19 protein-coding genes and 1 pseudogene are annotated in these 25,387 nt (G+C 65.3%); 10 read left to right on the forward strand and 10 right to left on the reverse strand.

What is annotated here, in order from left to right; all coding sequences use genetic code 11:
- Positions 1–114: 114 nt before the first annotated feature.
- Positions 115–2,403, reverse strand: coding sequence for a DUF3376 domain-containing protein (locus tag VZC37_RS04455; RefSeq protein WP_330431199.1), 2,289 nt, complete (start codon positions 2,401–2,403; stop codon positions 115–117).
- Between the two features lie 235 nt (positions 2,404–2,638).
- On the opposite strand from VZC37_RS04455, the gene kstD reads away from it, so the two are divergent.
- Both kstD and VZC37_RS04465 read left to right on the forward strand, forming a co-directional pair.
- Positions 2,639–4,390, forward strand: a complete 1,752-nt coding sequence (gene kstD / locus VZC37_RS04460; RefSeq protein WP_330431703.1) for a 3-oxosteroid 1-dehydrogenase — start codon at positions 2,639–2,641, stop codon at positions 4,388–4,390.
- 5 nt (positions 4,391–4,395) lie between these two features.
- Positions 4,396–5,256 (forward strand): MaoC/PaaZ C-terminal domain-containing protein, encoded by an 861-nt coding sequence (locus VZC37_RS04465; protein ID WP_330431200.1) that lies wholly within the window; start codon positions 4,396–4,398, stop codon positions 5,254–5,256.
- Between the two features lie 12 nt (positions 5,257–5,268).
- Here the strand turns inward: VZC37_RS04465 and VZC37_RS04470 are convergent, their stop codons facing one another.
- Positions 5,269–5,961 (reverse strand): SDR family NAD(P)-dependent oxidoreductase, encoded by a 693-nt coding sequence (locus VZC37_RS04470; RefSeq protein WP_330431201.1) that lies wholly within the window; start codon positions 5,959–5,961, stop codon positions 5,269–5,271.
- 98 nt (positions 5,962–6,059) lie between these two features.
- Here VZC37_RS04470 and VZC37_RS04475 point away from each other — a divergent pair, with 98 nt between their 5' ends.
- Positions 6,060–7,583: an ANL family adenylate-forming protein gene (locus tag VZC37_RS04475; protein ID WP_330431202.1), complete on the forward strand. Its 1,524-nt coding sequence runs from the start codon at positions 6,060–6,062 to the stop codon at positions 7,581–7,583.
- An 85-nt stretch (positions 7,584–7,668) separates the two neighbouring features.
- Here VZC37_RS04475 and VZC37_RS04480 read toward each other — a convergent pair whose 3' ends face one another.
- The gene (locus VZC37_RS04480) at positions 7,669–9,291 is read right to left on the reverse strand and encodes an AMP-binding protein (protein WP_330431203.1); all 1,623 of its coding nucleotides are present in this window, start codon (positions 9,289–9,291) and stop codon (positions 7,669–7,671) included.
- 238 nt (positions 9,292–9,529) lie between these two features.
- Between VZC37_RS04480 and VZC37_RS04485 the strand changes: the two genes are divergently transcribed.
- The 5 genes from VZC37_RS04485 (at position 9,530) to VZC37_RS04505 (ending at position 15,790) form a co-directional block, all read left to right on the forward strand.
- Positions 9,530–10,756, forward strand: coding sequence for an amidohydrolase family protein (locus tag VZC37_RS04485; protein WP_330431204.1), 1,227 nt, complete (start codon positions 9,530–9,532; stop codon positions 10,754–10,756).
- Positions 10,757–10,817: 61 nt separating this feature from the next.
- Complete coding sequence (locus VZC37_RS04490; protein ID WP_330431205.1) at positions 10,818–11,030, forward strand: hypothetical protein; 213 nt, start codon at positions 10,818–10,820, stop codon at positions 11,028–11,030.
- Positions 11,031–11,079: 49 nt separating this feature from the next.
- A complete protein-coding gene (locus VZC37_RS04495) occupies positions 11,080–12,582 on the forward strand; it encodes an acyl-CoA carboxylase subunit beta (RefSeq protein ID WP_330431206.1) in 1,503 nt (500 codons plus the stop codon).
- A gap of 99 nt (positions 12,583–12,681) precedes the next feature.
- Positions 12,682–13,986 (forward strand): amidohydrolase family protein, encoded by a 1,305-nt coding sequence (locus tag VZC37_RS04500; RefSeq protein WP_330431207.1) that lies wholly within the window; start codon positions 12,682–12,684, stop codon positions 13,984–13,986.
- A 133-nt stretch (positions 13,987–14,119) separates the two neighbouring features.
- Positions 14,120–15,790, forward strand: coding sequence for a thiolase C-terminal domain-containing protein (locus VZC37_RS04505; protein ID WP_330431208.1), 1,671 nt, complete (start codon positions 14,120–14,122; stop codon positions 15,788–15,790).
- A 12-nt stretch (positions 15,791–15,802) separates the two neighbouring features.
- Here the strand turns inward: VZC37_RS04505 and VZC37_RS04510 are convergent, their stop codons facing one another.
- Positions 15,803–16,855 (reverse strand): LLM class F420-dependent oxidoreductase, encoded by a 1,053-nt coding sequence (locus VZC37_RS04510; RefSeq protein WP_431309347.1) that lies wholly within the window; start codon positions 16,853–16,855, stop codon positions 15,803–15,805.
- 114 nt (positions 16,856–16,969) lie between these two features.
- Between VZC37_RS04510 and VZC37_RS04515 the strand changes: the two genes are divergently transcribed.
- Complete coding sequence (locus VZC37_RS04515) at positions 16,970–17,977, forward strand: Rieske 2Fe-2S domain-containing protein (RefSeq protein WP_330431210.1); 1,008 nt, start codon at positions 16,970–16,972, stop codon at positions 17,975–17,977.
- Positions 17,974–18,600 (forward strand): cysteine hydrolase family protein, encoded by a 627-nt coding sequence (locus tag VZC37_RS04520; protein WP_330431211.1) that lies wholly within the window; start codon positions 17,974–17,976, stop codon positions 18,598–18,600. Before VZC37_RS04515 ends, VZC37_RS04520 begins: the two co-directional genes overlap by 4 nt.
- Here VZC37_RS04520 and VZC37_RS04525 read toward each other — a convergent pair.
- The 6 genes and pseudogenes from VZC37_RS04525 to VZC37_RS04550 all read right to left on the reverse strand — a co-directional run bounded on the left by VZC37_RS04525 (position 18,583) and on the right by VZC37_RS04550 (position 25,297).
- On the reverse strand, positions 18,583–18,885 hold the full coding sequence (locus VZC37_RS04525) for a hypothetical protein (protein WP_330431212.1): 303 nt from the start codon (positions 18,883–18,885) through the stop codon (positions 18,583–18,585). The two genes, VZC37_RS04520 and VZC37_RS04525, sit on opposite strands and share 18 nt — an antisense overlap.
- A gap of 14 nt (positions 18,886–18,899) precedes the next feature.
- The gene (locus VZC37_RS04530) at positions 18,900–20,414 is read right to left on the reverse strand and encodes a class I adenylate-forming enzyme family protein (protein ID WP_330431213.1); all 1,515 of its coding nucleotides are present in this window, start codon (positions 20,412–20,414) and stop codon (positions 18,900–18,902) included.
- Complete coding sequence (locus VZC37_RS04535; RefSeq protein WP_330431704.1) at positions 20,414–21,904, reverse strand: coniferyl aldehyde dehydrogenase; 1,491 nt, start codon at positions 21,902–21,904, stop codon at positions 20,414–20,416. The genes VZC37_RS04530 and VZC37_RS04535 overlap by 1 nt, the downstream gene beginning before the upstream one ends.
- A gap of 64 nt (positions 21,905–21,968) precedes the next feature.
- Positions 21,969–22,799 (reverse strand): annotated as a pseudogene (locus VZC37_RS04540) (NAD(P)-dependent oxidoreductase); the annotation flags it as partial.
- 37 nt (positions 22,800–22,836) lie between these two features.
- Complete coding sequence (locus VZC37_RS04545) at positions 22,837–23,685, reverse strand: mycofactocin-coupled SDR family oxidoreductase (RefSeq protein ID WP_330431214.1); 849 nt, start codon at positions 23,683–23,685, stop codon at positions 22,837–22,839.
- 67 nt (positions 23,686–23,752) lie between these two features.
- A complete protein-coding gene (locus VZC37_RS04550) occupies positions 23,753–25,297 on the reverse strand; it encodes an aldehyde dehydrogenase family protein (RefSeq protein ID WP_330431215.1) in 1,545 nt (514 codons plus the stop codon).
- Between the last annotated feature and the right edge of the window lie 90 nt (positions 25,298–25,387).

Consider the following 25,387-nt stretch of genomic DNA (forward strand, 5'->3'; position numbering starts at 1 on the left):
CCAATCGAGTCGAGTGAACATGTTCTAGTTTAGAACATGTTCCAGGTTGGCGACATGGGGTTCTCGTGCCCTTCGGTCAGCCGGTACTCGACTGGTTGACGACGAGGTCGGACTTCATCGGCCGACGATACGACCCACGAACCGCCCCACAGACCTCCGCGCGCCGTCCCACCGACTCTTGACTGCCACGGCGGGGCCCAGCACCTTGAGACTGGCCATGGGCGCGAATCGAACGTACTGCACCCATGTCGGGATGCCGGCCTTCTCCAGGGTCGAATCCACACTCTTGAGCAGATCCCCGAGCGCCTTCTTGCCTTCGTTCCGATGCCACATGTCAAACAGGCCCGCAGCCGTCATCGATCGCGACGTTGTGGTGCTCGAGATGATCTGGTCAAGAGTGGACTTCTCGTCCGCCAGAATCTCCTCGACGAGTCGCCTTTTGGCGGACTCGACGTCACCCGGTTCGGCGTCTCGCATCAGATGGCTGACCATCATCTCCACGCAATCGAGACGACCCCAACGCCAATCGTGGGTGCGACCGTTCCGACTCGCAAAGGCACCGAAGTTCCCCCACTGCTCGCCGTAGAGCTTCCCTTTCGGCCAAACCATCTCCGGTTCGCCGGTCCCCGAACCGGAATCAGGCGGCGACACCGTATCGACGGGGAACCCGAGCGGCCGTGGTGCCGCAGGGGTCATGTGGACGTACCGGAATCGGGGCGTGTCGAATTCGGCGCCACCCCAATTGAAACTGCAGTAGAGCACCTCGAGAGCGACGAGCAGTTCGGCGACATCGATCGCCTGACCACCCTCGCCCACCGGCATGAACGGGGCCGCAGCAGTGCGGATCGCACCCATCACCTCACTCAGCGCGGATTCGCTGGCTTGGTAGAACTTCTCCAACTGCTCGATCTGCCACTGGATGAGATCGGGCTCCGGCCCGGACATGTCGTCGGGCACCTTGATCACCTCATCACGCTGAGAGGTCAGGACGGTGACGAGTCGTCGCGCCGTGGCAATCGCGCTTCGCAGTTCGGTCAGATCGTCGCCTCCGCCGAGCCCGGCGTCCGAGACGGCCCGCCCGAACCAGCGCAGCCCACGTGCGGCCGTCGGTACACCCCAGGTCCAGACGTCCCCAACCCCAATGGAATCCGGAATTCCCGGCAGTTCCTCGGGCGTCAGGGTCGGCGGCGACGCGGGCGCGAGGGTGACGCGCCCACCGCGACGCGCCCGCGACATCACTCGTTCCGCCGCCTCTGCGCGTGACAGCCGGTATTGGGCCATCAGGCACTCGGCGGCGGTCATGAGCTGTGGCGCGTCCACCCGGGTGTTGTCTCCGGCATTCTCTCCTTGGCCGAACAGCAGGTTGCGCAGGACCGTGTGCGGCTGCGACACCGACAGATTCATCGTCGTGAAGGCGTCTTCCAGGCGGTCGTGATCGAGGCGCTGATCCGGCTGGCGGAAGGCGTCGAGGACACCCCCGAGGATCGTCTTCAGGTTCGGCATCGGCCCCGGCTCCGACACCGTCTGAGCGGACGTATCTTTCGCGCCGGGAGTCACGTAGACGACGACCCGTTCCTGCGGCGCGGTGATGGGGCGCTCCAGTAAGGCGTCGAGGAGCGGTTCGAACGGCGCGTTGTCGAGCACGCCGCCGTCCACTAGCCATCGCCGATCCCGGATCGGCCCGTCGGCGCCGCGTAGGGCGAGCTCGGCGGTTTCGGCGACCGGGTCGAAAGCCACCGGGAACGAGGCCGTGGCCCGCATGGCGGTCGCGAGTGGTTCGACCGTCGCGAAGTGGCAGATGTCGCTGACGCCCGGTGGTTGTCGGCGGCGCTCGAACTTGTACACCCGTCGACCGTCCCGCACGCCGACGGTCTCACCTCCGGCGATTTCCCGTGTCGTCACGGCTGCGTCGAGGGCCGTGGCGGTCATGAGCAGAACACAATCGTCGCCGCGGTCGGCGTGTACGGGCTGCTGGTCGTCCGAGCACGGCGTGATCACACCCTCGAGGACGTCGTCGATCCTTCCCTTGAAGAACGCGCCGTCGAGGACCGACGTCGCGTTCTCCGGATTGTTGTGGATGAGCGCGTCCTTTTCGAGCGACGCCGCTTCAAGCCACACCTCGTTCAACATGTGCGGCATACGGGTGCCATGCGCGATCGCCGTCGCGAGCACGGCGCCGTTGAGTCCGCCTGCGCTGGTTCCGGCGATCAGGTCGATGACGACTCGCCGGTCCAGTTTCTCGGGCCCGAGCAGGTCCGACCATGCTGCAGAAACTCCACCACCCCGCGACGCCTCCCTCAGCCGGTTCAACTCGTGCACCACGCCACCGATCCACACGGCGAGGCTGACGCCGCCGTTGAGCACGAGGGCGATGCGGAGTTCAGATTGCGCGGTATCGGTCATGGCTACGCTCCCGGCCAGGTTGGTCCGACGACCTTCTGACACCCATTACACGCAGGTTCGACGGGCAATTCCCCGAAACCACGAAGCAGGGTTCGCCGCGCTCATTCGATCGGACGACCCGACGCCCCGAGCGAGGCGCAGAGACCATCACCCAACACCTCTGGCGCCCCATTTCTATAACATGTTCTAATTCTAGGGAGAACACGTTCCACCCGTGGCGCATGAAGGGACCCCGATGGCCGGCGCGACCGAACCGACAGACCAGACCACTTCCACCCCGGAGACCAGCGCGGAAACCTACGACGTGATCGTGGTAGGCGCCGGTGCCGCCGGACTCAGCGCGGCCATCACCGCGGCCGCGAGTGGCCAGAAGACCGTCATCATCGAAAAGTCCCCGTACTGGGGTGGCTCGACGTCACGGTCGGGTGGCGGCGTCTGGATTCCCAACAACTCGGTGCTCAAGCGCGACGGCGTGGACGACACCGTGGAGAAGGCACGCGAGTACGTGCACGCGATCATCGGCGAACACGCGCCCGCGGAGAAGATCGACGCCTACATCGATCGCGGCCCCGAGGCGCTCGATTTCTTGATGAAGCATGCGCCGCTCGACCTCGAGTGGGTCAAGAACTATTCCGACTACTACCCCGAGGCACCCGGCGGCCGACTGGCCGGGCGGTCGGTGGAGCCGCGTCCGTTCGACGCCCGAGCACTCGGCGACGACCTGAAGACACTGCACCCGCAGTACACCAAGGCGCCGCTCAACATGGTGGTGCTGCAGTCGGACTACCGCTGGCTCAACACCGGCATGCGGCATTGGCGAGGCCCGGCGCGGATGGCCAAGGTCGGCGCCCGCTTCTTCTGGGCTCGTTCCCGCGGCAAGAAGCTGATTGCGATGGGCGCCGCGCTGGCAGCGGAGTTGCTGCTGGGGGTGCGGAAACTCGGTGTGCCGCTGAAGCTCAACACCGGCCTGGCCGACCTGCTCACCGACGACGGCCGGGTTGTCGGCGTGCTGGCGGAATCCGAGGGCACCCAGTTCCCGATCCACGCCCGCCACGGCGTGATCCTCGCCTGCGGCGGCTTCGAGCACAACGCGGAGATGCGGCAGAAGTACCAGCGCGAGCCGATCGGCTCGGACTGGACCACCGGCGCACCGTCCAACACCGGTGACGGCATCACCGCGGGACTCAAAGTCGGTGCAGCCGTGTCGCTGATGGACGACTCGTGGTGGGGTCCGACGATCCCGCTGCCCCGCGGGCCGTGGTTCGCGCTCTCGGAGCGCGCGGTGCCCGGCACGTTCATGGTCAACGAACGCGGCGAGCGGTTCATGAACGAGTCGCTGCCGTACGTCGAAGCCGTCCATCAGATGTACGGCGGCGACTTCGGCCAGGGCGAGGGCCCCGGCGAGAACGTACCGTCGTGGCTGATCATGGACCAGACCTGTCGCAACCGGTATCTGTTCGCGGGAGTCAATGCGCGCCAACCCCTTCCGAAGAAATGGTTCGAGGCAGGCGTCGTCGTCAAGGCCGACTCGATTCGCGGACTCGCCGACAAGATCGGTGTGCCGGCCGACGCGCTCGCGAACACCACCGAACGGTTCAACGGCTTCTCCCGGTCCGGGGTGGACGCCGACTTCGGCCGCGGCACAAGCGGGTACGACCATTACTACGGCGACATCACCAACAAACCGAACCCGAGCCTCGGCGCACTCACCAAGGCGCCGTTCTACGCGGTCAAGATGGTGCCGGGCGATCTCGGCACCAAGGGCGGTATCGACACCGATGCCGCCGGACGCGCGCTGCGGCCCGACGGATCGATCATCGACGGCCTCTACGCCGCGGGTAACACCAGCGCACCGGTGATGGGACACACCTACGCCGGCCCCGGCGCAACCATCGGCCCCGCACTCGTTTTCGGCTACCTCGCCGCTCTCGATACCGCGTCGAAAGCCACGTCCACCCCATCCACCTCGACCAGCACAGGAGTCTGATCACCGTGCCCATCGATCCCGCCGTCGCCGTCGGTGCCGAACTCCCCGAGGTCAGTTTCGAGTGGTCGGCCTCCGACGTCGCCCTGTACCACCTCGCGGTCGGCGCGGCCGCCGACCCGATGGATGCGGCCGGGTTGGCCTACGTCGACGACGTCTCACCAAAGGTCTTGCCGTCGTTCGCCACCGTCGCCGCCTCATTCCATGCGATCGAACCGCCCCGGGTGTCCTTCCCGGGCATCGACGTAGACCTAGCGAAGGTGGTGCACGGCAGTCAGCAGGTGACCGCGCACGGTCCGCTGCCGGCGAGCGGGAAAGCAACCACCCGGACCACAATCGCCGAGGTGCAGGACAAGGGGTCGGCGGCGGTGATCATCCAGGAGAAGACCACGGTCGACGACACCGGGAACACCCTGTGGACGGAACGTTCGTCGATCTTCGCCAAGGGTGAGGGCGGTTTCGGTGGACAACGCGGCTCGTCCACCAAGGTGACCTACCCCGATCGTGAACCGGACCAGCGACTCTCGGTGCCCACGCTTGCTCAGCAGGCACTGCTGTATCGCCTGTGTGGCGATCGCAACCCACTGCACTCCGATCCGACGTTCGCCGCGAATGCTGGATTTCCCCGCCCAATCCTGCACGGACTCTGCACCTACGGCACCGTGTGCCGCGCCGTGGTCGACTCCGTCCTCGGCGGGGACGTCTCGGCGGTGACCGACTTCTCGGCAACGTTCGCAGGCGTCGTCTTCCCCGGCGAGACGCTCGACATCCAGATCTGGGAGTCCGACGGTCGCTTTCTCGTCGCGGCCGCGGTCGCCGACCGCGACAATGCACCCGCCCTCGGGAACGTGGTGCTGTCCACCCACTGACGGTTCCGTCGACTACCCGACGCCGGGCACCGGCACCTGCGCGCCCGTCACCGCCTCGGACGCATCCGAGACGAGGAACGAGACGGTCTTCGCGATCGACGCGGGTGACACCCAGCCCTTGTGTGACGACTCGGGCTGCGACTCCCGGTTTCCCGGCGTATCGATCACGGACGGCAGGATCGCATTGGCACGAACACCGTCGTCCTTGTACTCGGCCGCAAGTGCACTGACGAACGCCCACACCGCCGCTTTCGACGTGACATATCCAGCGGCACCCGCAAACGGCGCGAAGGCCGCCTTCGCCGACACCCCGACGATCGAGCCGCCCCCGGCGGCGACCATGCTCGGTAGGGCCGCCTGACTGAGCAGGTACAGCGGGCGCAGATTCAGCCGCATCAACCGTTCGAACTCATCGATCGGCGTACGATCCACGCGCTCACCCATCGCGAATCCGCCGACCAGGTTGACCACGGCCCGCACCGGCGAGTTCGCCTCTGCGCCGGCAACGTCGACGACATGCCGCGTGTCCGCCTCGTCGAAGAGATCGGCCTTGACCACGGCCAGCGCGGACGTGTCGGGAAGTCGGTCGAGTTCCTCTTCGACGATCCACGGCACCACCACGCGCCACCCGTCGTCGAGCAGTCGCCGGGTGACCGCCGAACCCAGGCCACCGGCACCTCCCGACACGATCGCGGTCTGCCCCATCAGCTTCCACCCTTCCAACGAGATGCTTCAACGATTACAGTAACTCTTTCAGTATGCTCGATACGGCAAGGCTTCGCCACGATCGACAAGGGGTGACCATGAACCGGTCGGACACAGCCGAACACGACCGCACCGACCCGCGCGGCGACTCAGACTTCGCGGACCAGCTTCGTGTGCACCTCGCCGGTTACGGCGAACTGCCCTTCATCGAGTTCGAGCGACAATGGTATTCGGGCGATCAGGTGATGCGCTTGATCGAGGACCTGATGCAGGTGCTCGACCACGCGGGTATTCCGGACACGGCGCCCATCGGCATGGTGGCCCGCAATCGGCTTCCGCATGCAGCCGCCACGCTCGGATTGATCGCGGCTCGGCGAAAGGTCGCGATGATCTACTCCTACCAGTCGGCGCAGTCGATCGCCCGTGACATCGAGAACCTCGGGCTCGCCGCCGTGATCGCCGACCGAGACGATTGGTCGGACACCACCCTGAACGCGGCGCGACACGTCGGTGCGGCTGCGATTGCGGTGACGACCACACCGCTGTCCGCCGAACCGCTCGTCGACCCGGCGGTCCCGTGTCAGGCGCCCGGTGTCCACATGGATGAGCCCGGCCTGTCCATCCTGTCCAGCGGGACGACCGGACCACCCAAGAGGCTCCCACTTCGCGTCGACATCCTGCGCCATACCGTCACCTCCATGACGATGGGAGCGACCGGCGGTCGTGACGATCCACCAGAACTCGTGTATTGGCCGTTCGGGAGTGTCGGGATCTGTCAATTGCTGGCCGCGCCATTCCTCGACAAGCGAATGGTGTTGCTGGAGAAGTTCTCGGTGGCAGAATGGGTTCGAGCGATCAAGACCTACGGGATCAAGCGGGCCGGCGTCCAACCCGCCCTGTTGCGGATGATTCTCGATGCCGACGTCCCGACAGAGGATCTGGCGTCTCTCGAATCCCTGCCCGGAGGTTCCGGCCCTCTCGAGCCCGAGCTGCGCGAAGAGTTCGAGTCGAAGTACGGGATTCCGCTGATGTGGGCCTACGGCGCAACGGAGTTCGCCGGCTCCGTGTGCGCATGGACCCCCGACGACCACCGTCGGTACGGAGCGCACAAGCCGCGCAGCGTCGGACGTCCGCTGCCCGGTGTCCGAGTACGCGTCGTGGATCAGGACACGGGCGAGCAGTTGCCCACCGACGAGATCGGTTACCTGGAAGGACAGGTCGACGTCATCGGACCGGACTGGATACGCACGACCGATCTCGCGTCGATCGATGCAGACGGATTCGTGTACATCCACGGCCGCGGCGATGGCGCAATCAATCGCGGCGGATTCAAGATCCTCCCCGAGTCGGTTCGCGCCGAACTACTCCGTCATCCCACGATCCTCGACGCCGCCGTCGTCGGCATTGACGATCGCAGGCTGGGACAGGTACCGGTTGCCGCCGTCGAACTCCGCTCGGCCGGCGATCCCCCGTCGGAGGACGAACTGAAGCAGCTGGTGCGCGACGCGCTGCCCAGTCACCATGTGCCGGTGTCGATCCGCATCGTCGATGCTCTGCCACGCAACGCGGCGTGGAAGGTCAAGAGCGCCGAAGTTGCAGCGCTGTGGACGGCAACGCATTGATGCCGAACACCCACCTGCGCAGCGCCTTTTGCGGAGGCTGCGCGGAGTGCAACTGAGAGCCCGATCGAGACGTATCAGGCACGCATCAGGCGACTGTCATCGTGTCGGTCCGCGACGTAATCGACGAGGCCCACCGGTAGTCGGCCTTGCCGTTGGCCAGACGCTGGACCTTGTCGACGACGATGATCTCCTTTGGCACTTTGAAGCGCGCGAGGTGCGCAGCCGTGTGTGCCCGGAGCTCGTCGACAGTCAGCTCGCTGTCTGTATCGAGCGCCACCACCGCAGCGATCTCGTTGCCCCAGCGTTCGCTCACCCGTCCGACCACGAGCGCGTCGACCACGGCCGGATGACCGCGCAGGACCCCCTCCACCTCTTCGACGAAGATCTTCTCTCCGCCACTGTTGACGACGAGGGAGTCACGCCCATGCAACCGGAGCGACCCGTCGGACTCGAGGCGTGCACGGTCGCCAGGGATCGACACACGTTCACCGTCTATCTCGGGAAATGTGTGCTGGGTCGCTTCGGGATCCTCGAAGTAGCCCAGAGGCACCCGGCCCGTGCGCGCGATCCATCCGAGTTCGGTGTCACCGGCCTGCAGGAACCGGGCACGATCCTCGGAGACCACGCGCCCGCTCGGATGCATGACGAAAGTCTCCGCGGGCGCATCGGTCATCGTCGGGCTCGTCGCCATGCCGCCCGTCTCGGAGGATCCGAAAGTATCGAGGATCACGATGTGCGGCAACAGCTCCAACAGCGCCGACTTGTGGCGCGCGTTGATCGCGGCACCACCACTGCCGATTCCGATCAGGCTCGACAGGTCGTACTCTCGCGATCGGAGTTCGGTCACCAGCGGGCCGGCATACGCGTCGCCAACGATCGTCAGGATGCGCGCCTGCTCGCGTTCCGCGGTCTCGAGAACCGACCTGGGATCGTACTTCTCCCGATTGTCATAGATCACCGCGGTACGCCCGGCCACCACCGCACTCAACGCCGTCGAGATCCCGGCGGCGTGCATCAGGGGGGACACCGAGAAGAAGGCTTCACCCGAATCGGGAACAGCCTCGACAAGCGCCTCGACGGACTCGTGCTCCATCCCGGTCATCGTGGAGATGTACGCGTCTGCTTGCCGCCACAAAACGCCCTTGGGTAGTCCGGTGGTCCCGCCTGTACACACCATGATGAGATCGTCAGGCGACGCCACGACCGGGTCCACGTCACCGCCGTCGGCCAACACGTCGTCCAGCGACACCGAACCTGGGACGTCCGCGCCTGCGGCATCATCGATCCTGATGATCACGTCCACACTCGGGGGGAGGGACGCCTCCACGATGAGGTGGGCCAGAGAGCGGTGAAAGATCACACCGGACGGCTGTACATGGTCGAGTAGCGCCCGGATCTCACGCGGCGAGTAGTGGTGATTGATATTGACCGGGACCACCCGCGCTCGCAGGCATCCGACGAATGCGTCGATGTATTGGTCGTTGTGCATGATTAGGGCGACGCGGTCCTGCCCGCACTCCCAGCGATTCAGGTCGGCGCGGTCCGTATGCGCACCCAGGCCGCGCGATCCCAGGTACCCCGCCAGACTTCTTGTCAGATGAGACGATTCGGCGAACGTGGTGCGTCGCGATCCGCAGACGGTCATATCCCGGTCGGGCACAGCTCGCGCGATCGCGTCCAGAATCTCGCCGACGGTCCATTCCTTCACTGCTACCTCCCGGACATCGTCCCGTACTGTTGGCACAACAGTATCAGTCACCAGGGGCCATCCGCGCTGGAATCGAGCTGCCGCCGTGGCCGCCCGGGGCCGATATGGGCATCAGCCAGGCGCCCAGACCGAGAGAGAATAATTACTGTTGCACTTACTGTTGACATTATTGTCAAGCAATGCGAGGCTCAGATTCAGCTGACAGTAGCGCAATCCGGCTATGCGAAGGAGTAGACCCATGGCCCGGCCCGACGCGCCGATCTTCGACGCCGACTCCCACATGTACGAGACGGCCGAGGCCCTGACCAAGTACCTGCCCGACCGCTACCGGCAGGCCGTTCAGTACGTGCAGATCGGACGTCATACCCGGATCGCCATCAACGGGACGATCACCGACTTCATCCCGAACCCCACGTTTGAGCGGGTCGCCGCCCCCGGCGCGCACGAGAAGTTCTTCGCCGGCGAAAACACCGAAGGTCTGACCCTGCGCGAGATGCAGGGCAAGGCGATCGAGGCGCCGGCCGCGACCCGTAACCCGGAGGATCGTGTCGCCGAACTCGACCGACAAGGCGTGCGGGAGTGCCTGAACTATCCGACACTGGCAAGCCTGGTCGAACACTCCGCCGCCGATGATCCCGAACTCACCCTCGCCATCGTCCACGCCCTGAACCGATGGATGCTCGAGCACTGGACCTACGCCTACGACGACCGGGTGTTCTCCACGCCCGTCATCAACTGCGCCGAGGTGGACGGCGCTCGGCGCGAACTCGAGTACATTCTCGATCACGGCGCGAAGGTCGCGCTCATCAAGCCGGCTCCCGTCAAGGGTTTGCACGGGTGGCGCTCACCCGCCCTACCGGAATTCGATCCCTTCTGGCGTGACGTCGAGGCATCGGGCCTCCCGATCGTGCTGCACGCCAGCCAACCTCCGCTCGACGAGTACGTCAACAGATGGGAACCACCGAACACCAAGAACTTCATGGCGATGAGCTCGTTCCGCTGGCTGGCCCTCGGACACCGCGAGATCTCCGACATGATCGGCAGCCTCATCTGCCACGGCACCTTGACCCGCTTCCCGCGTCTACGGATCGCCAGCGTCGAGAACGGCAGCTCGTGGATACATCCGCTCTTCCACGATCTGGCCGATCTCACCAAGAAGATGCCGCAGAACTTTCCCGAGGACCCGCTGGAGGTCTTCCGCCGGAACATCTGGGTCAGTCCGTTCTGGGAGGGCTCGGTGTCCGACGTCGTGGAGACGGTCGGTTGGGACAAGGTGATGTTCGGCTCGGACTATCCGCACCCGGAAGGGCTGCCCGAACCAAAGGGATTCTGGAAGTACGCCGAGGGCATGGACGACAGGCGAACCTGGGATTTCATGGGTGACAACGCTCGTCGCTTCATGGGGTTGCCGATCGCGAACCCGGACCCGGAGGCGGTTAATCCGCCGGCGCTGGCGACGGCGTGACAGACCCCGCGCCCACGGCCAACGCCGGCGCCACGACGGCCGCACCGGAAAGAGCTCGGACATGACCAAGAACGAAGCACTCAGAGAAGTCGACTCGCACCTCAGCAGCCTGAGCTCTGCGGCACATTCGAAACTGTCCATGCCCGAGGTCAAGATACGCCGCAGACAACTTCACGTCTGGCGAGCGCGAATCGACTCCACGCACGACGGCGACCGGATTCTGGACGAGATCATCGATGAGATCTACGAATCCGATCCGATCCGACGGAGATAGCACCCGGGTAGACCACATACATCCACAACGCTTTGAGGCTCAGGAGGCAATGCCGGTGACGTATGCGGACAGTTGGACCGAGACGCTGGGCGACTTGGAGAAGCGACGACATGTGTCCTGGGGGATGGGTGGTCCGGAGCGCCTGGAGAAGCATCACGCGAAGGGCAAACTCGACGCGCGGGCACGCATCGATTATCTACTGGACCCGGGAACGTTCCAAGAATTCGGCACCCTGGTAGGGGGAGACATCGCGGCCGACGCGATCGTCACCGGTACGGGCGAGATAGACGGCAGACCCGTTCTCGTCGGCGCCGAGGACTTCACGACCGTCGCCGGAACCATCGCACCGGGAAGCAACTCCAAGAGGTATCGACTGGCCGAACTGGCCCTGCGCACGAAAACGCCGATGATCATCCTGCTCGAAGGTGCGGGGTTCCGTCCCACCGGCGACCACTACGGTCGCACGCCGACCGACCTTCTCGCCCAGGCCCGCTGCTCCGGCAAGATACCGATGGTCTCCGCTGTGCTGGGGCCTTCCGCCGGACACGGCGCACTGGTCTCACCGGTCTGCGACTTCTCCGTGATGAGCCCCCACGGCGCAATCTTCACCGCCGGCCCTCCCGTCGTGAAGCAGTCGACCGGCGAGGAGATCTCAAAGGAAGACCTTGGCGGCCCCGACATCGCGCTTGCAAGCGGCGTCGTCCACAACGTCACCGACGACGACGAGACGGCACTCGACGCCATCCGCCGCTACCTCTCGTACTTCCCGTCGAGCGCGTGGTCGTATCCACCGTCTCGGCGACCGGACGACTCGTGCGAACCCCGCGAGACGCCCGAACTGCTCGACATCATCTCCCGGGACAACAAGTATGTCTACGATGCGCGAGACGTTCTCGACGTGGTCTTCGATCGACCGGATTGGTTCGAGGTGCAACCGGAGTTCGGGCCGGCGATCATCTGTGCCCTCGCCCATCTGGGCGGCCATCCGGTCGCCGTGGTCGCGAATCAACCGCTCGTGCTGGCGGGGTCGATCGATGCCGACGCGGCCGACAAGGCGGCACATTTCATCACTGTGGCCGACTCGTTCCATCTGCCGCTGATCTTCCTGACGGACAACCCCGGCATGCTCCCGGGCAGCGGTTCCGAACAGGGTGGCGTCCTGCGTAGCGGCGCCAGGATGTTCGCCGCCCAGACCGCTGCCACGACACTCAAACTCCATGTCACCCTTCGCAAGGCATTTGGATTCGGGTCGATGGTCATGTCGCTGTTGGGTTTCGACGATCAAATAGCGACTTTCGCCTATCCGGGCGCGACGATGGGCGCGATGGGTGCGGCCGCCATGGGGCAGGCGACCAAGGCCGGTGAGGACTTTGCGACGGTGCTGCGGGAGATGGAACTGGCCGCCTCCTACAGTTCGGCCGAACACATGGGCTTCGACGAGATGATCGATCCGCGGGAAACACGCAACGTGCTGCTCACCGCGCTCCGGCGTGGTCTGTACTCACGTCAGGCAGCCCCTGAGCCGGTCTGCCGCACGACCATCACCCCCTAGGGCGCGGACGATGGGTCTCCTTCGAATTCTGCCATCGCAGACATCCTAAAATGCCATATGGTAAGACCTACAGTATAGTTCCCAGAAAGGAGCGCCGAGGTGGACAAGAATGACATGATCCTGGTCAGCGTCGACGACCACATCATCGAGCCGCCGGATATGTTCGCGAACTACCTGCCGGCCAAATACGCCGACGACGCCCCCCGCCTGGTTCACATGGACAACGGCGCCGACATGTGGAAGTTCCGCGACCGCATCATCCCCAACGTGGCGCTCAACGCTGTCGCAGGCCGGCCCAAGGAAGAGTACGGGCTGGAGCCCGAAGGTCTCGACGAGATCCGACCCGGCTGCTACAACGTCGACGAGCGCGTCAAGGACATGAACGCCGGCGGCGTACTCGCGCAGATGAACTTCCCGTCGTTTCCCGGATTCGCCGCACGTCTGTTCGCCACCGAAGATGCCGACTTCTCACTGGCGCTGGTCCAGGCCTACAACGACTGGCACATCGAGGAGTGGTGCGGCGCTTACCCCGGGCGCTTCATCCCGATGGCGCTGCCGGTGATCTGGGACGCCGAGCTCTGCGCGCAGGAAGTGCGTCGCGTCGCGAAGAAGGGCGTGCATTCACTGACGTTCACCGAGAACCCGGCGGCCCTGGGATATCCGAGTTTCCACGACGACTATTGGGAACCGCTGTGGAAGGCGCTGGTGGACACCAATACCGTGCTGTGTGTGCACATCGGGTCGTCCGGCCGGCTGTCGATTCCCGCCACCGATTCGCCTCCGGATGTGATGATCACACTTCAGCCGATGAACATCGTGTCCGCGGCCGCCGACCTGCTGTGGTCGAAGCCGGTGAAGAAGTACAAGGACCTCAAGATCGCCCTGTCCGAAGGTGGAACCGGGTGGATTCCGTACTTCCTCGAGCGCGTGGACCGCACCTTCGACATGCACGCGACGTGGACACTCCAGGACTTCGGCGGAAAGCTGCCCAGCGAGGTGTTCCGAGAGCATTTCCTCACGTGCTTCATCAGCGATCCGCTCGGTGTCAAACTTCGTCACAAGATCGGCATCGACAACATCTCGTGGGAGATGGACTATCCGCACAGCGATTCGATGTGGCCCGGCGCGCCCGAGGAACTCGGCGGGGTCTTCGACGACGAGCAGGTGCCCGACGACGAGATCGACAAGATGACACATCTCAATGCGATGGACTGGTTCTCTTTCGAACCGTTCAAGCATGTGCCCCGAGAGAAGGCAACTGTCGGCGCGTTGCGGGCCGCATCGGCCGATCACGATGTCACCATCCGGGCGCTCAGCAAGCACGAGTCGAACGCGCAGGACAAGCTCGCCGCCTGGGAGCAGCAGATCAAGGCCGCGACTGGCCACACTCGCGCCAAGAAGTGACATTCTGACGCGAACCAACCCACCGCAGAACGTCGGATGCGGCCGGAACGGAGAAGCACCCCGTCCGGCCGCATCTGCTGTCTGACGAGATGACCGGTACCGCAGTCCACGACAACCGCGAAGGAACCGCACGATGACCGGACCCGCCGACCACGTCCTCCCGCTGGTGCTGCCCGAGACCGAGTTCTACTGGACGTCGGGCGAGGACGGTCACCTCCGGATCCAGGAGTGCGTGTCGTGTGAGGCGCTGATTCATCCGCCCAAGCCGGTGTGTCCGGAGTGCCGGGCGGACAAGACACGGACGCGGGTCGTCTCGGGATGCGGAATCCTGTTCGGCTACACCGTGAACGAGCGATTCTCACTCCCCGGACTGCCGCCACCCTACGTGGTCGCCGAGATCGCACTCGACGAGGACCCGCGGGTGCGACTCACCACCAGACTTGTCGATTGCCCGATCGATGACATCCGGTTGGGTATTCCGGTCGAGGTGACCTTCGAACACCACGACGACGTTTGGCTGCCGCTGTTCCGGCCGCGCAGCACCGATACCGAGATCCGCGAGTTACCCGCCGACACCATCGCCCCCGCCGACTATCGCCACCATGTCCGTCCGATGGCCACGTCCGAGAAGTTCGAGGACAAGGCGATCATCAGCGGCGTCGGCGCGTCGGAGATCGGCCGCCGACTCATGCGTGAGCCGCTGTCACTCACGGTCGAGGCGTGCCGGCGGGCGATCGAGGATGCCGGACTCACCTTCGCCGACATCGACGGGCTGTCCACCTATCCGTCGGGGGGTCCCGACGGCGGCTACGCCGAAGGCGGGGTGACAGCTCTCGAGTCTGCGCTACGACTTCGCCCCACCTGGCACAACGGCGGCGGCGAGACCTTCGGTCCGGGCGGATCGGTGATCGCGGCGATGATGGCGGTGGCCACCGGACTCGCCCGCCACGTGCTCTGCTTCCGCACCGTCTGGCAGTCCACCTACGACGAGTTGATCCGACAAGGGCGGCTACCGGCGCCGTCCATCAAACGGGTCGGCGGTCTCATGGGGTGGTCAATGCCGTTCGGTGGCGTATCTGCCGCGCACACACTGGCCCAGACCGCGCACCGCCACTTCCACGCCTACGGTACGACGCGGGAGACGCTCGGCTGGATCGCCCTGAACCAGCGCGCCAACGCCGCGCTGAACTCCACTGCGGTCTACCGCGACCCGCTGACGATGGACGACTACCTCGCGGCGCGGACCATCACTACCCCGTTCGGACTACTCGATTGCGACGTGCCGTGCGATGCCGCGGTCGCCGTCATCGTCTCCGCGGCCGATACCGCTGCCGATCTCCCGAAACCGCCGGTGCGGGTGGAAGCCGTCGGGACCCAGTTGATCGAAAAACTCGACTGGGACCAGAGCACGTCCACCCACGAGCCTCAGGTGCTCGGCCCGGCCGCGCATCTGTGGACCCGCACCGACCTGCGGCCGGCCGACGTGGACATCGCCGAGCTCTACGACGGGTTCACCTTCAATTGCCTGTCGTGGATCGAGGCGCTCGGCTTCTGCGAGATCGGCGAGGGCAAGGACTTCGTCGACCGCGGACGGAATATCGCCCGTGACGGCCTGCTGCCCCTCAACACGCACGGTGGTCAGCTGTCACACGGACGCACCCACGGAATGGGACTCTTGCACGAGGCCATCACGCAGCTGCGCGGTGAGGCCGGGTACCGACAGATCCCCGACGCGCGGGTCGGCGTCGTCAGCAGCGGCGGCCTCACGCCGAGTGGTGTGATGCTACTGCGATCTGATACGTGACGGCCTGTATACCTAGGCCGGTTCCCGAATTGCCGCTGCCCGAAGATCGTCGACGATCCGCACCCTCGCCTCCCCGGAAAGGTTCTCGGGCAGAGCCGGGATCACGCGGTCGACCACACCGACGCAACGCTCCGTCAACCCCGCTGCGACCCGGTCCACGGGTGCGACGACCGCGAAGGTCGACAAGATGTCGTCGGTGATCAGCTCACCCATCGCCGTCCAGTCGCCACGGAGCGACAGTTCATGCAGCCGGCCCTGCAGATCGTCCCACCCGTGCACCTCGAGCACCTTTCGGTAGGCGGGCGTCGATCCGTAGAAGGCGATTCGGCGACGTGTGGTCGCCGCCGCCTCCGCCAGGTCCTCCTCGGTCTCCCCGGTCACCACGAACACCGGTGACGTCAACTGGAACTCGGATCGGTCACGTCCGGAGGCGCCGATGCCGCGTTGCAATGTCGGCGTCGTCACCTCTTCCAGAAATCGTCGCGTGGTGAACGGATGGGTCAGCAACCCGTCGCCGACCTCGCCGCACATCTCTGTCATCCTCTCGCCTACTGCCGCCAGGAAGATCCTGGGCATCGGATGCGGTGACGGGTCCGGAGTGAACATCGGCGTCATGATCTTGTGCGTGTAGAAGCGGCCCTCGAACCGCAACCTCGTGCCCTCATGCCATGAAGTCCAGATGGCCCGCACCGCCTCCACGAACTCCCGCAGCCGTTCGGTCGGCTCGCTCCACGGCATCCCGAAACGTTTCTCGATGTGCGGTTTGACCTGAGTCCCGAGTCCGAGGTTGAACCGTCCCTGTGAGAAAGCCTGGAGGTCCCACGCGAGGTTTGCCACCGACATCGGGTTGCGGGCGAAGGCGACCGCGATATTGGTGCCCAGCTCGATCCGAGAAGTGTGCTCGGCGGCCAGGGTGAGCGCAAGGAACGGGTCATGGTTGGTCTCCCCTGCCCAGCACCCGTCAAATCCTCGATGCTCCAGCACTCGTGCCGCTTCTGGTACGGATGCGAGACCACCCGCCACTCCGGAGTCGATCTGCAGCCGTCCGGCCATGGACGCCTCCATCTCCATCGTGCTTCTCCTCCTCTTGATCTGTATTACAGTAACAGCAACAGTAATAAGCACAACCTCAGCCCGGCGTCATGTCTGTCGACGCCCACGATCTCGCGGGGGCGACAAATGGAAGTACCGTTCACATGGAAGGTCACCGGTTGGTTTGTGATCGGCTGGTCGCCGGAGTTCCCGTCCGGCGAGACGAAGCCGCTGCGATACTTCGGTGAGGACCTCGTCGCCTACCGCGACGACTCGGGTGAGATCCACGTGATGACCGGGCATTGCAAACACCTCGGGGCGCATCTCGGGCATGGCGGCAAGGTCGTGGGGGACTGTGTCGAGTGCCCGTTCCACGGATGGCGTTGGGGCCCAGACGGCTCCAATCGCTACATTCCTTACGAGCCCGACCGACCCAACCAGCTCCTCAAGCTCCGCGTGTATCCGGTCGTCGAACAGCACGGCATCGTTTTCATGTGGTATCAGCCCGACGGCAAACCGCCCCAGTGGGAACTTCCGGACATCTTCACGAAGTTCCCCGAGATCACCGCCGGCCCCGAGGAGTACTACCGCATCTACCCGGAGTTCTCCCGACGCGCGGAGCGCGAGCCCGTACATCCTCAGATCGTCGCCGAGAACGGCCCGGACAGTTCACATTTCCGCTATGTGCACGGTGCGAGCGTCACACCCGTGTGCCTCGACTGGAAAGCTGTGGACAACGAGTGGCAATTCCTCACCGGCTGGCCGGACGTGACGAGTGACGACCCCGACAAGATGTCGCTACGTATCCACAGTCACTTCTCCGGCCTCGGCTACGCAGTCAGCGCATTCGAGGGGGCACAGAATCACCGGCTCATCTTCGCGTGCACTCCCGTCGACGACGGATATTCCGACCTCTTCTACTCGATCTGGTGGCCGAAGCGCACCGGTGACGAATCCGACATACCCCCCGAGGACATCCGCGCCAAGGTCGAGAGCCGATTTCTGGTGACGGTGTTCGAGGATCTCGACATCTGGCGGTATCAGAAGTACGTGGAGCGGCCGCCCCTGGCCCGGATAGATGCGAAACCCTATATGGCGCTGCGCCGCTGGGCCACTCAGTTCTACGACGTCGAGCCGGTGGCGTCGAACGGGTGAACAACACGTTGGGCGGGCTGGTCGACCCGCAGCACACGGCGATCGTCACACAGGAATGTCAGGGCGCGGTCGTCGGCCCAGAGGCAGGTCTGAAATCACTGGCGGACGAGGCACGCCGCGAGGCGCTGCCCAACATCGGCAGACTCCTCACGGCGGCCCGTACCGCCGGTGTACCGGTCGTCCATTGCCTGGTGCAACGACGCGATGACGGTGCCGGTTCCAATCACAACGCCAGGTTGTTCTCGGTGGGCCGCGACCAGGTGTCGATCGCGCCGGGCAGCCCGGGTGCGTCGTTGTTGCCCGAACTCGGGCCTGAATCGTCCGACGTGGTTCTCACACGCCTGCACGGGATCGGCCCGATGGGCGGCACCGATCTGGACGCGGTCCTGCGCAACCTCGGCGTGAGAACGATCGTCGCAGTGGGTGTCTCGCTCAACGTCGCGATCCCGAATCTGGTCATGGACGCGGTCAATGCCGCCTACCGAGTGGTTCTCCCCTGCGACGCGGTCGCCGGAGTGCCGGCCGAGTACGGCGAGGCGGTCATCCGCAACACGCTGTCATTGCTCGCAACGATCACGTCGACCGACGAGTTGTTGGGTACCTGGTCAGTCGCTGGCGGGTAACGCCTTTGACTCCTTGAGATGCAGCGGCACCTCACCGACGGACAACGAACCCGCACCGGCTTTGGTGACCAGCACCTCGGCTCCGGCGTCGTCCACATAGCGCTTGCCCATCGTCACGCCGTCGGCGAATCGCTCGTCGAGGTTCACCCCGTCCGCCTTGGCGCCGCCGACCTCCACCATCCCGGCACCTCCACACCGCAGGTCGGACAATGACTCCGCCGCGCTGATCACGATGACCTGAGTGCCACACACCTGGCTCTCCAGCCGGGTTCCAGCCTTGAACATCCACTACTCCTTTGCTATTCGGCCCGTGCGGGTCCGAGTTCCTCCACCAGGACACGTCTGAGCAGTTTGCCGGTCGGGGTGGCCGGCAGCTCGTCGCGGAACACGACGCGATCGGGTGTCCGAGAGCCGCGCAGTCGTTCTCGGGTGTAACCACGAATTTCTTCCGGATCGGGCGTTGCGCCGGCGGCGGGCACGATCACCGCGACGATCGCCTGGCCCCATTCGGAATCTTCGACACCGATCACGGCAACCGAACGAACCTGCGGATGCTCGACGAGAACATCTTCGAGTTCGGCGGGCGCGATGTTCTCGCCGCCACGGATGATGGTGTCGTCCGATCGGCCGCCGATATAGAGATACCCGTCGGCGTCGAGCTCGGCGATGTCTCGGGTCGGAAACCAACCGTCCGTATCCAGCACGGACCCGACGTCGGAGTACTTCTGCGACACCTGAGCTCCGCGGATGAAGAGCTCACCCGAGACGCCGGGCCGCACCACATTGCCGTCGTCATCGCGGATCTGCAACTCGACACCCGGCACCGGCCGGCCAACCGACGTCAGTCGACGGGCGACGGTCGAATCGGCGCTGTCGCGCGCGGCGCGATGATCCTCCGGGGTGAGAACCGCAATGGTCGAGCTCGTCTCGGTGAGGCCGTAGGCGTTGACCAGTCCGACGTCAGGCAGTAGGTCCATGGTCTTGCGGACCAGTGGTAGCGGCACCTTCGACCCGCCGTAGGCCAATGTGCGCAGGCTGGGCAGTTCCCGCCGGCCGGACTCGAGAGCCGAGACGATCCGATCCAGCATGGTCGGAACCACGGTGGCGTTGGTGATCGCCTCGTCCCGCACAAGCTCCAGCCAGCGCTCCGGATCGAACTGGCGCAGGTACACGAGACGCCTGCCGGCATAGATGTTCGACAGCGCCGCACCCACTCCGGCGATATGGTACGGCGGCACCGCGATCAGCACCGCATCGTCGGGATCGGCCGACGCGAACTCGACGGTGCCCATCACGTAGCTCGTGAGATTCGCGTGCGTGAGCTCGACCGCCTTGGGCCGCGAGGTCGTGCCGGAGGTGAAGAGCACCACCGCGATGTCGTCGGGATCGATGTCAGGCCGTGCGCGGTCGGCATCGGCGGTCGTTGCGACCTGCGTGAGCGTTGGCAGCAGCGTCGACGAGTCGAGCACCTCTCGCCCGGTGTCGCGGAGCGCGTCGACGTAGTCGGGGTCCGCGACGATCAGCGGGTCGGGGAGCCGTTCGATCAACTCGCGCAACGCCGATGGCCCCAAACGGTAGTTCAACGGGGTGAAGGCCCGACCCGCCCGCGCAGAGGCGAAGAGCAGCAGGGGCAACATGATCCCGCCGGTGCCCACATAGACGACGTGGCCCGCCCCGGAGGCGGCGATCTGTTCGGCGCCCTCATCGGCCCGGGCCGCGATCTCGGCGACGGTGGCGCGAGTGTCGCCGGAGACCACGGCCACCCGATCCGGATCGGTGGACGCCGACATCTCCAGCAGCAGCGAAATGCTCATCACTTCACCTCGGTGGTCGTCGTACCGTGGACAACGGCGCCGGGCAGCCGACCATCACCACCCAGGCGACGGTGTGTGCGGCGGCGCGCGACGCGCACCATCATGCGCATCGTCCTCTGAGTGCCGCGGCCGAACGGCGCCGCGGCACTCGAGGTGGTCACGCTGAACGGCAGGTCGGAGCCGACCACCGTGCGGTGATGGCTGAAGGCGTCGAAACCCGCCTTCCCGTGGTAGGCGCCCATCCCGCTGTTGCCCACCCCGCCGAACGGCGCTGCCGAGGGCAGCATGTGCAGGCCGAACTCGTTGCGCGCGACGCCACCACTGCGCGTGTGCTTCACGTAGTGCTGGAAGTCTTTTCGGTCCGGGCCGAACCAGTACGTCACGAGTGGGGCGGGGCGGTCGTTGACATAGTCGATGACATCGGTGAGTCGTCGATACGTCCGGATCACCAAGACGGGCCCGAAGATCTCCTCGTGTGCGATCCGCATACGGTCGTCGACCTCCCGCACGATCGTCGGTTGGATCTTTCGGGAGACCGGGTCCGGGAGGTCTTCTCCGGGCGGACTCACCGGTTCCACCACGGCACCGTGCCGGCGCGCGTCCTCCACAAGCCCGACGACGCGCTCGAAGTTCTTGTGGTCCACACTGGCCGGGTACTCGGGATCGGCGATCACCGAGGGAAACGCCGCCGCCAGAGTCGACTTGGCCGCGGACACGAACTCGTCCACTTGGGATTCGGGGACGAAGACATAATCCGGACAGATGCACACCTGGCCGCCATTGACCATCCGACCCGAAGCGATACGCGATGCCGCCCGCTTGATGTCGGCATCAGGTCCGACGACCACGGGGTTCTTCCCGCCGAGCTCGAGGGTCACCGGCACCAGATTCGCGGATGCGGCGCGTGCGACCAGCTTTCCCACGGCCGGTGAACCGGTGAAGAAGAGATGATCGAAGGGCAGTGCCGAGAATTCCGCCGCCGCGCCCACATCGCCGGTGATCACTACCAGCTCGGTCGGGTCGAAGTACGCTGCGGCAAGCGATTTCATGAGTTCCGCGGTGGTCGCCGTGATCTCCGACATCTTGATCATGACGCGGTTGCCGGCGGCGAAGGCCGCGACTGCCGGAACGATCACCAGATGAATCGGGAAGTTCCAGGGACCGATGATGCCCACCACGCCCAGCGGGCAGGGGACGACTTCGGAGCGGATTCCGGCCATCCGGCCGGCGCGCAGGATGGTGCTCGTGCGCATCCACTTGGCGACGTTGGACCGCGTGTGTTCGACCTGCGCGATCGAGCCTACGATCTCGGTCGACAAGGTGCCGGTCCTCGATTTGCTGCCGAAGTCCTCGACCAGCGCGTCGATCAGGGCATCGGCGTTGTCCACCATCAGCGCGACCAGGCGATCGATGCGGTTACGCCGCGTGGCCGCATCCGGCGGACCTTCAGCCAGGAACGATCGGCGCTGCCCCTCGAGCAACCCCAGCATGTGATCGCGGTGCGCGGCCGGCGCGCTGTCGATCGATTCTCCGACGGTGCTCATCAGCGTCCCCTCATGACAGGTCGAGCGGGCCGTCGTCGACGACCGACCGCAGCCAACCCAGGTCGACACCTGCGTCCTCCGCCGCCACCACGCACGCGGCGACATCCTTCCGGAGGAACGGCGAGGCCACCTTGGAGAATGTCGCGACGTCGCCGAGGAGCTGGACCGACGCGAGCGCGTGACTCCGCCCGCTGGAGACCGCGATCGCCGACAGCAGTTCCTCGACACCGATCCCCAGTCGGTCGCCGATCTCCACCGACGCGGCGACCAGCTGTGCGTTGGCCGCGAACAGGATGTTGTTGACCAGCTTCAGGTTCAACGCACTACCCAGGGCACCCGTGCGTAGAATCGGGTTCGCATACGCCGCGAGGACCGGTTCCACACGCTGCGCGGCATCATCGTCGCCGCCGAGGAGAACGGTGAGCTTGCCGGCATCGATATCGGTCGCCGCACCGCTGACCGGCGCGTCGAGGATCGTCGGACCCTGCGGGTACTCGGCCACCAGCTTCTCAAGGGTGCTCACGTTGCCGGTCGTATGCGTGACCACCACGCTGCCGGGTCGGGAGTTCGACATGAAGCCGTCGGCTCCACCCGCCAGGTCGACCAGCTGCGTATCGGAGAACAGACACACGATCAGGATGTCGGCGGCCGAAGCCACCTCGGCGACAGAGTCCACCAGGCGAGCACCCGCTTGCGACATCCGATCGCGCACCTCGTCGCGTCGCGCGTAGAGCATGACGTCGTGCCCGGCCCCGAGCAGACGTCGAACCATCGGCTCACCCATCTGACCGGCACCGACGAATCCGATGGCCTGCGACATCGACCTCACCCCACCTTTCGTTCGTTGCCACGACCTGCAGCTGTGCTCGCCACGCCGCTCATCCCTTCCAGGGCACTGACTTCACGTACCCGCCGGCGTCGATGCGCAACTGCGATCCGGTGATGTAGCGTGCCGAATCGCTGGCCAGGAAGACCACCGCCTCGGAGACGTCACTGGGCTCGATGTAGGGCACCCGCATGGCCTGCATCGCCGGGAAGGCGACCTCGGCCTCCTCCCGTGTGGGGTGTTCGAGGTCGGGCCGGAAGACCTTGTACATGCCCTCGTTGTGCAGCATGTCCGTGTTCACATTCGTGGGATGTACCGCGTTGATCCGGATGTTCTTCTTGGCCAGTTGCACCGCGAGGTCGTTGACGTAGCGCGCCACCATCTGCTTGGCCAGACTGTAGGCCGACCCCCCGGGCCCCTGATTGGTGGCGCTGCCCAACTGTGCGGCCAGCGAGCCGGTCGCGATGATCGAAGCGCCCTCACCGAGATGCGGGAGACTGCCCTGGATCACGTTGAACACGCCGGCGAGGTCGGTGTCGATGGTGTCCGACCAGGACAGCAGGGTCTGACCCTTGCCCATGGGGCAGATGCCCGCATTGGCCACCACGATGTCGAGGCGCCCGAGCCGATTCACGCCCTCCGATATGGCATTCCACACTGCGCTGCGCTCGCGCACGTCGGCGACCACGGTGTGCACCCGCACGCCTTCCTTCTCGATGAATCGGGCGGTCTCCTCGAGATCCTCCGGTCGCGCCAGCGGGTAGGTGTTTCCCTCGAGGTCCGCGCAGAGATCGAGTGCGATGATGTCAGCGCCCTCGGCCGCCAGGCTGACCGCATGCGAACGTCCCTGTCCGCGGGCCGCCCCCGAGACGATCGCCACCTTGTTGTCGAGCTTTCCCATCTGGTGATGCCTTTCTGTGTCTGGCGGATTCTGTTTCGCCGCTGATCAACTCGGGGGTCGTACCCGGTCAGGAGCCGGTGCGCGGCAGCCTGACCCCGATGGTCTTCGTCTCCAGGTACTGGGCGAACCCCTCGATACCGCATTGCCTGCCGACTCCGCTGTTCTTATATCCGCCGAACGGCGCGTCGGCGCCGTAGAACATCCCTCCGTTGACACCCAGGGCACCTGTCCGGATCCGTCGCGCGATCCCCAGTCCGCGCTCGTTGCTCGCCGACAGGATTGACCCGGCGAGTCCAAAAGCACTGTCGTTCGCGATCCTGACCGCATCGTCGTCATCAGTGAACGGCATGATCACGAGTACCGGACCGAAGATCTCGTGCTGGGCGATGGCTGCAGAGTTGTCGACACCGGTGATGACGGTCGGTGCCACGAAATGTCCGCGCTGCAGGTGAGCCGGAAGGTCCGGCGGTTCGAGGCCGCCGGTGCAGAACTCGGCGCCGTCGCTCCGGGCCTGCCGCAGAGCCGCCAGAATCCGCTCCTTCTGCGCCGCGCTGATCACCGGCCCGACGAACGTGTTCGGATCGGCCGGGTCCCCAACCGGAAGCATCTGGTACGCCGCGGCCACGTTCGCCACGACCTCGTCGAACAGCGAATGATGTACCAGCAAGCGACTGTTGACCGCGCAGGCCTGTCCTGCGTGCGAACATGCTCCCACCGCCCCCATGGTGACCTTGGACGGGTCCGCGTCGTCGAGCACGATCATCGCTGACTTGCCGCCGAGTTCGAGGAAGGTCCGCTTCATCGTGGCGGCACCGGACTGCATGAGTCGGCGACCGACGGCGGTCGAGCCGGTGAACGAGACCAGGTCGACTCGGGGGTCCATGGCGAGCAGCCCTGCCACCTCGTTGTCCGGTGTGGTCACGACATTGACCACGCCGGCGGGAAAGTCCGTCTTCTCCGCGATCAGGCGACCCAGGCGCGCAGCGTTCCACGGCGTGTTCGGGTCCGGCTTGAGCACAACGGTATTGCCCGAAGCCAACGCCGGTCCGAGCTTGTTGAGGATGACCTCGATGGGATAGTTCGACGGCGTGATCGCGGCAACCACACCGGCCGGCTCCTTCACGACCGTTCGTGCGTTCCGTGCACCGAACAGCCCATCGCCGTCGAGGGCACGCTCCCACTCGAAATCGTCGATCAACGACGTCGGGTAACTCAGCGCCCCGGCCAGCGGCCAGTCCAGTTGCGCGTCCGAGGTGGACATCAGCGGACACCCGACCTCCGCGACGAGTTCCTCCCGGAGATCCTCCTTCTCGGATTCGATCGCTGACTGGAACTGGTCGAGACAGCGCTTTCTGAGCTGGCGATTCGTCGACCAATCGGTCTCGTCGAATGCGCGTCGGGCCGCTCCGATCGCACGGTTCATGTCCTCGGCCCCTGCCGCTGCGGCCGTACCCAGCACCAAGCCTGTTGCCGGGCTGAGATTGTCGTACACCGCCGCGTCGGTGGCCGAGACCAGCGCTCCCCCGATCAGGAGTCTTGACTCTGCCCTGCTCGCCGCGCGACGACCCAGTTCGACGCTCGCCGCCTCCGCACGTTCCACGACTTCGCTCACACGTTCTCCTGATCTACGCGCATCTCCGGACGTCCGGACCGGATGACTAACTGTAATTCTTACAGTAATATCTCTCACACTCTAGTGCCA

The organism is Gordonia sesuvii (genome assembly GCF_036350415.1).
In the GTDB taxonomy this organism is placed as follows: Bacteria; Actinomycetota; Actinomycetes; order Mycobacteriales; family Mycobacteriaceae; genus Gordonia; species Gordonia sesuvii.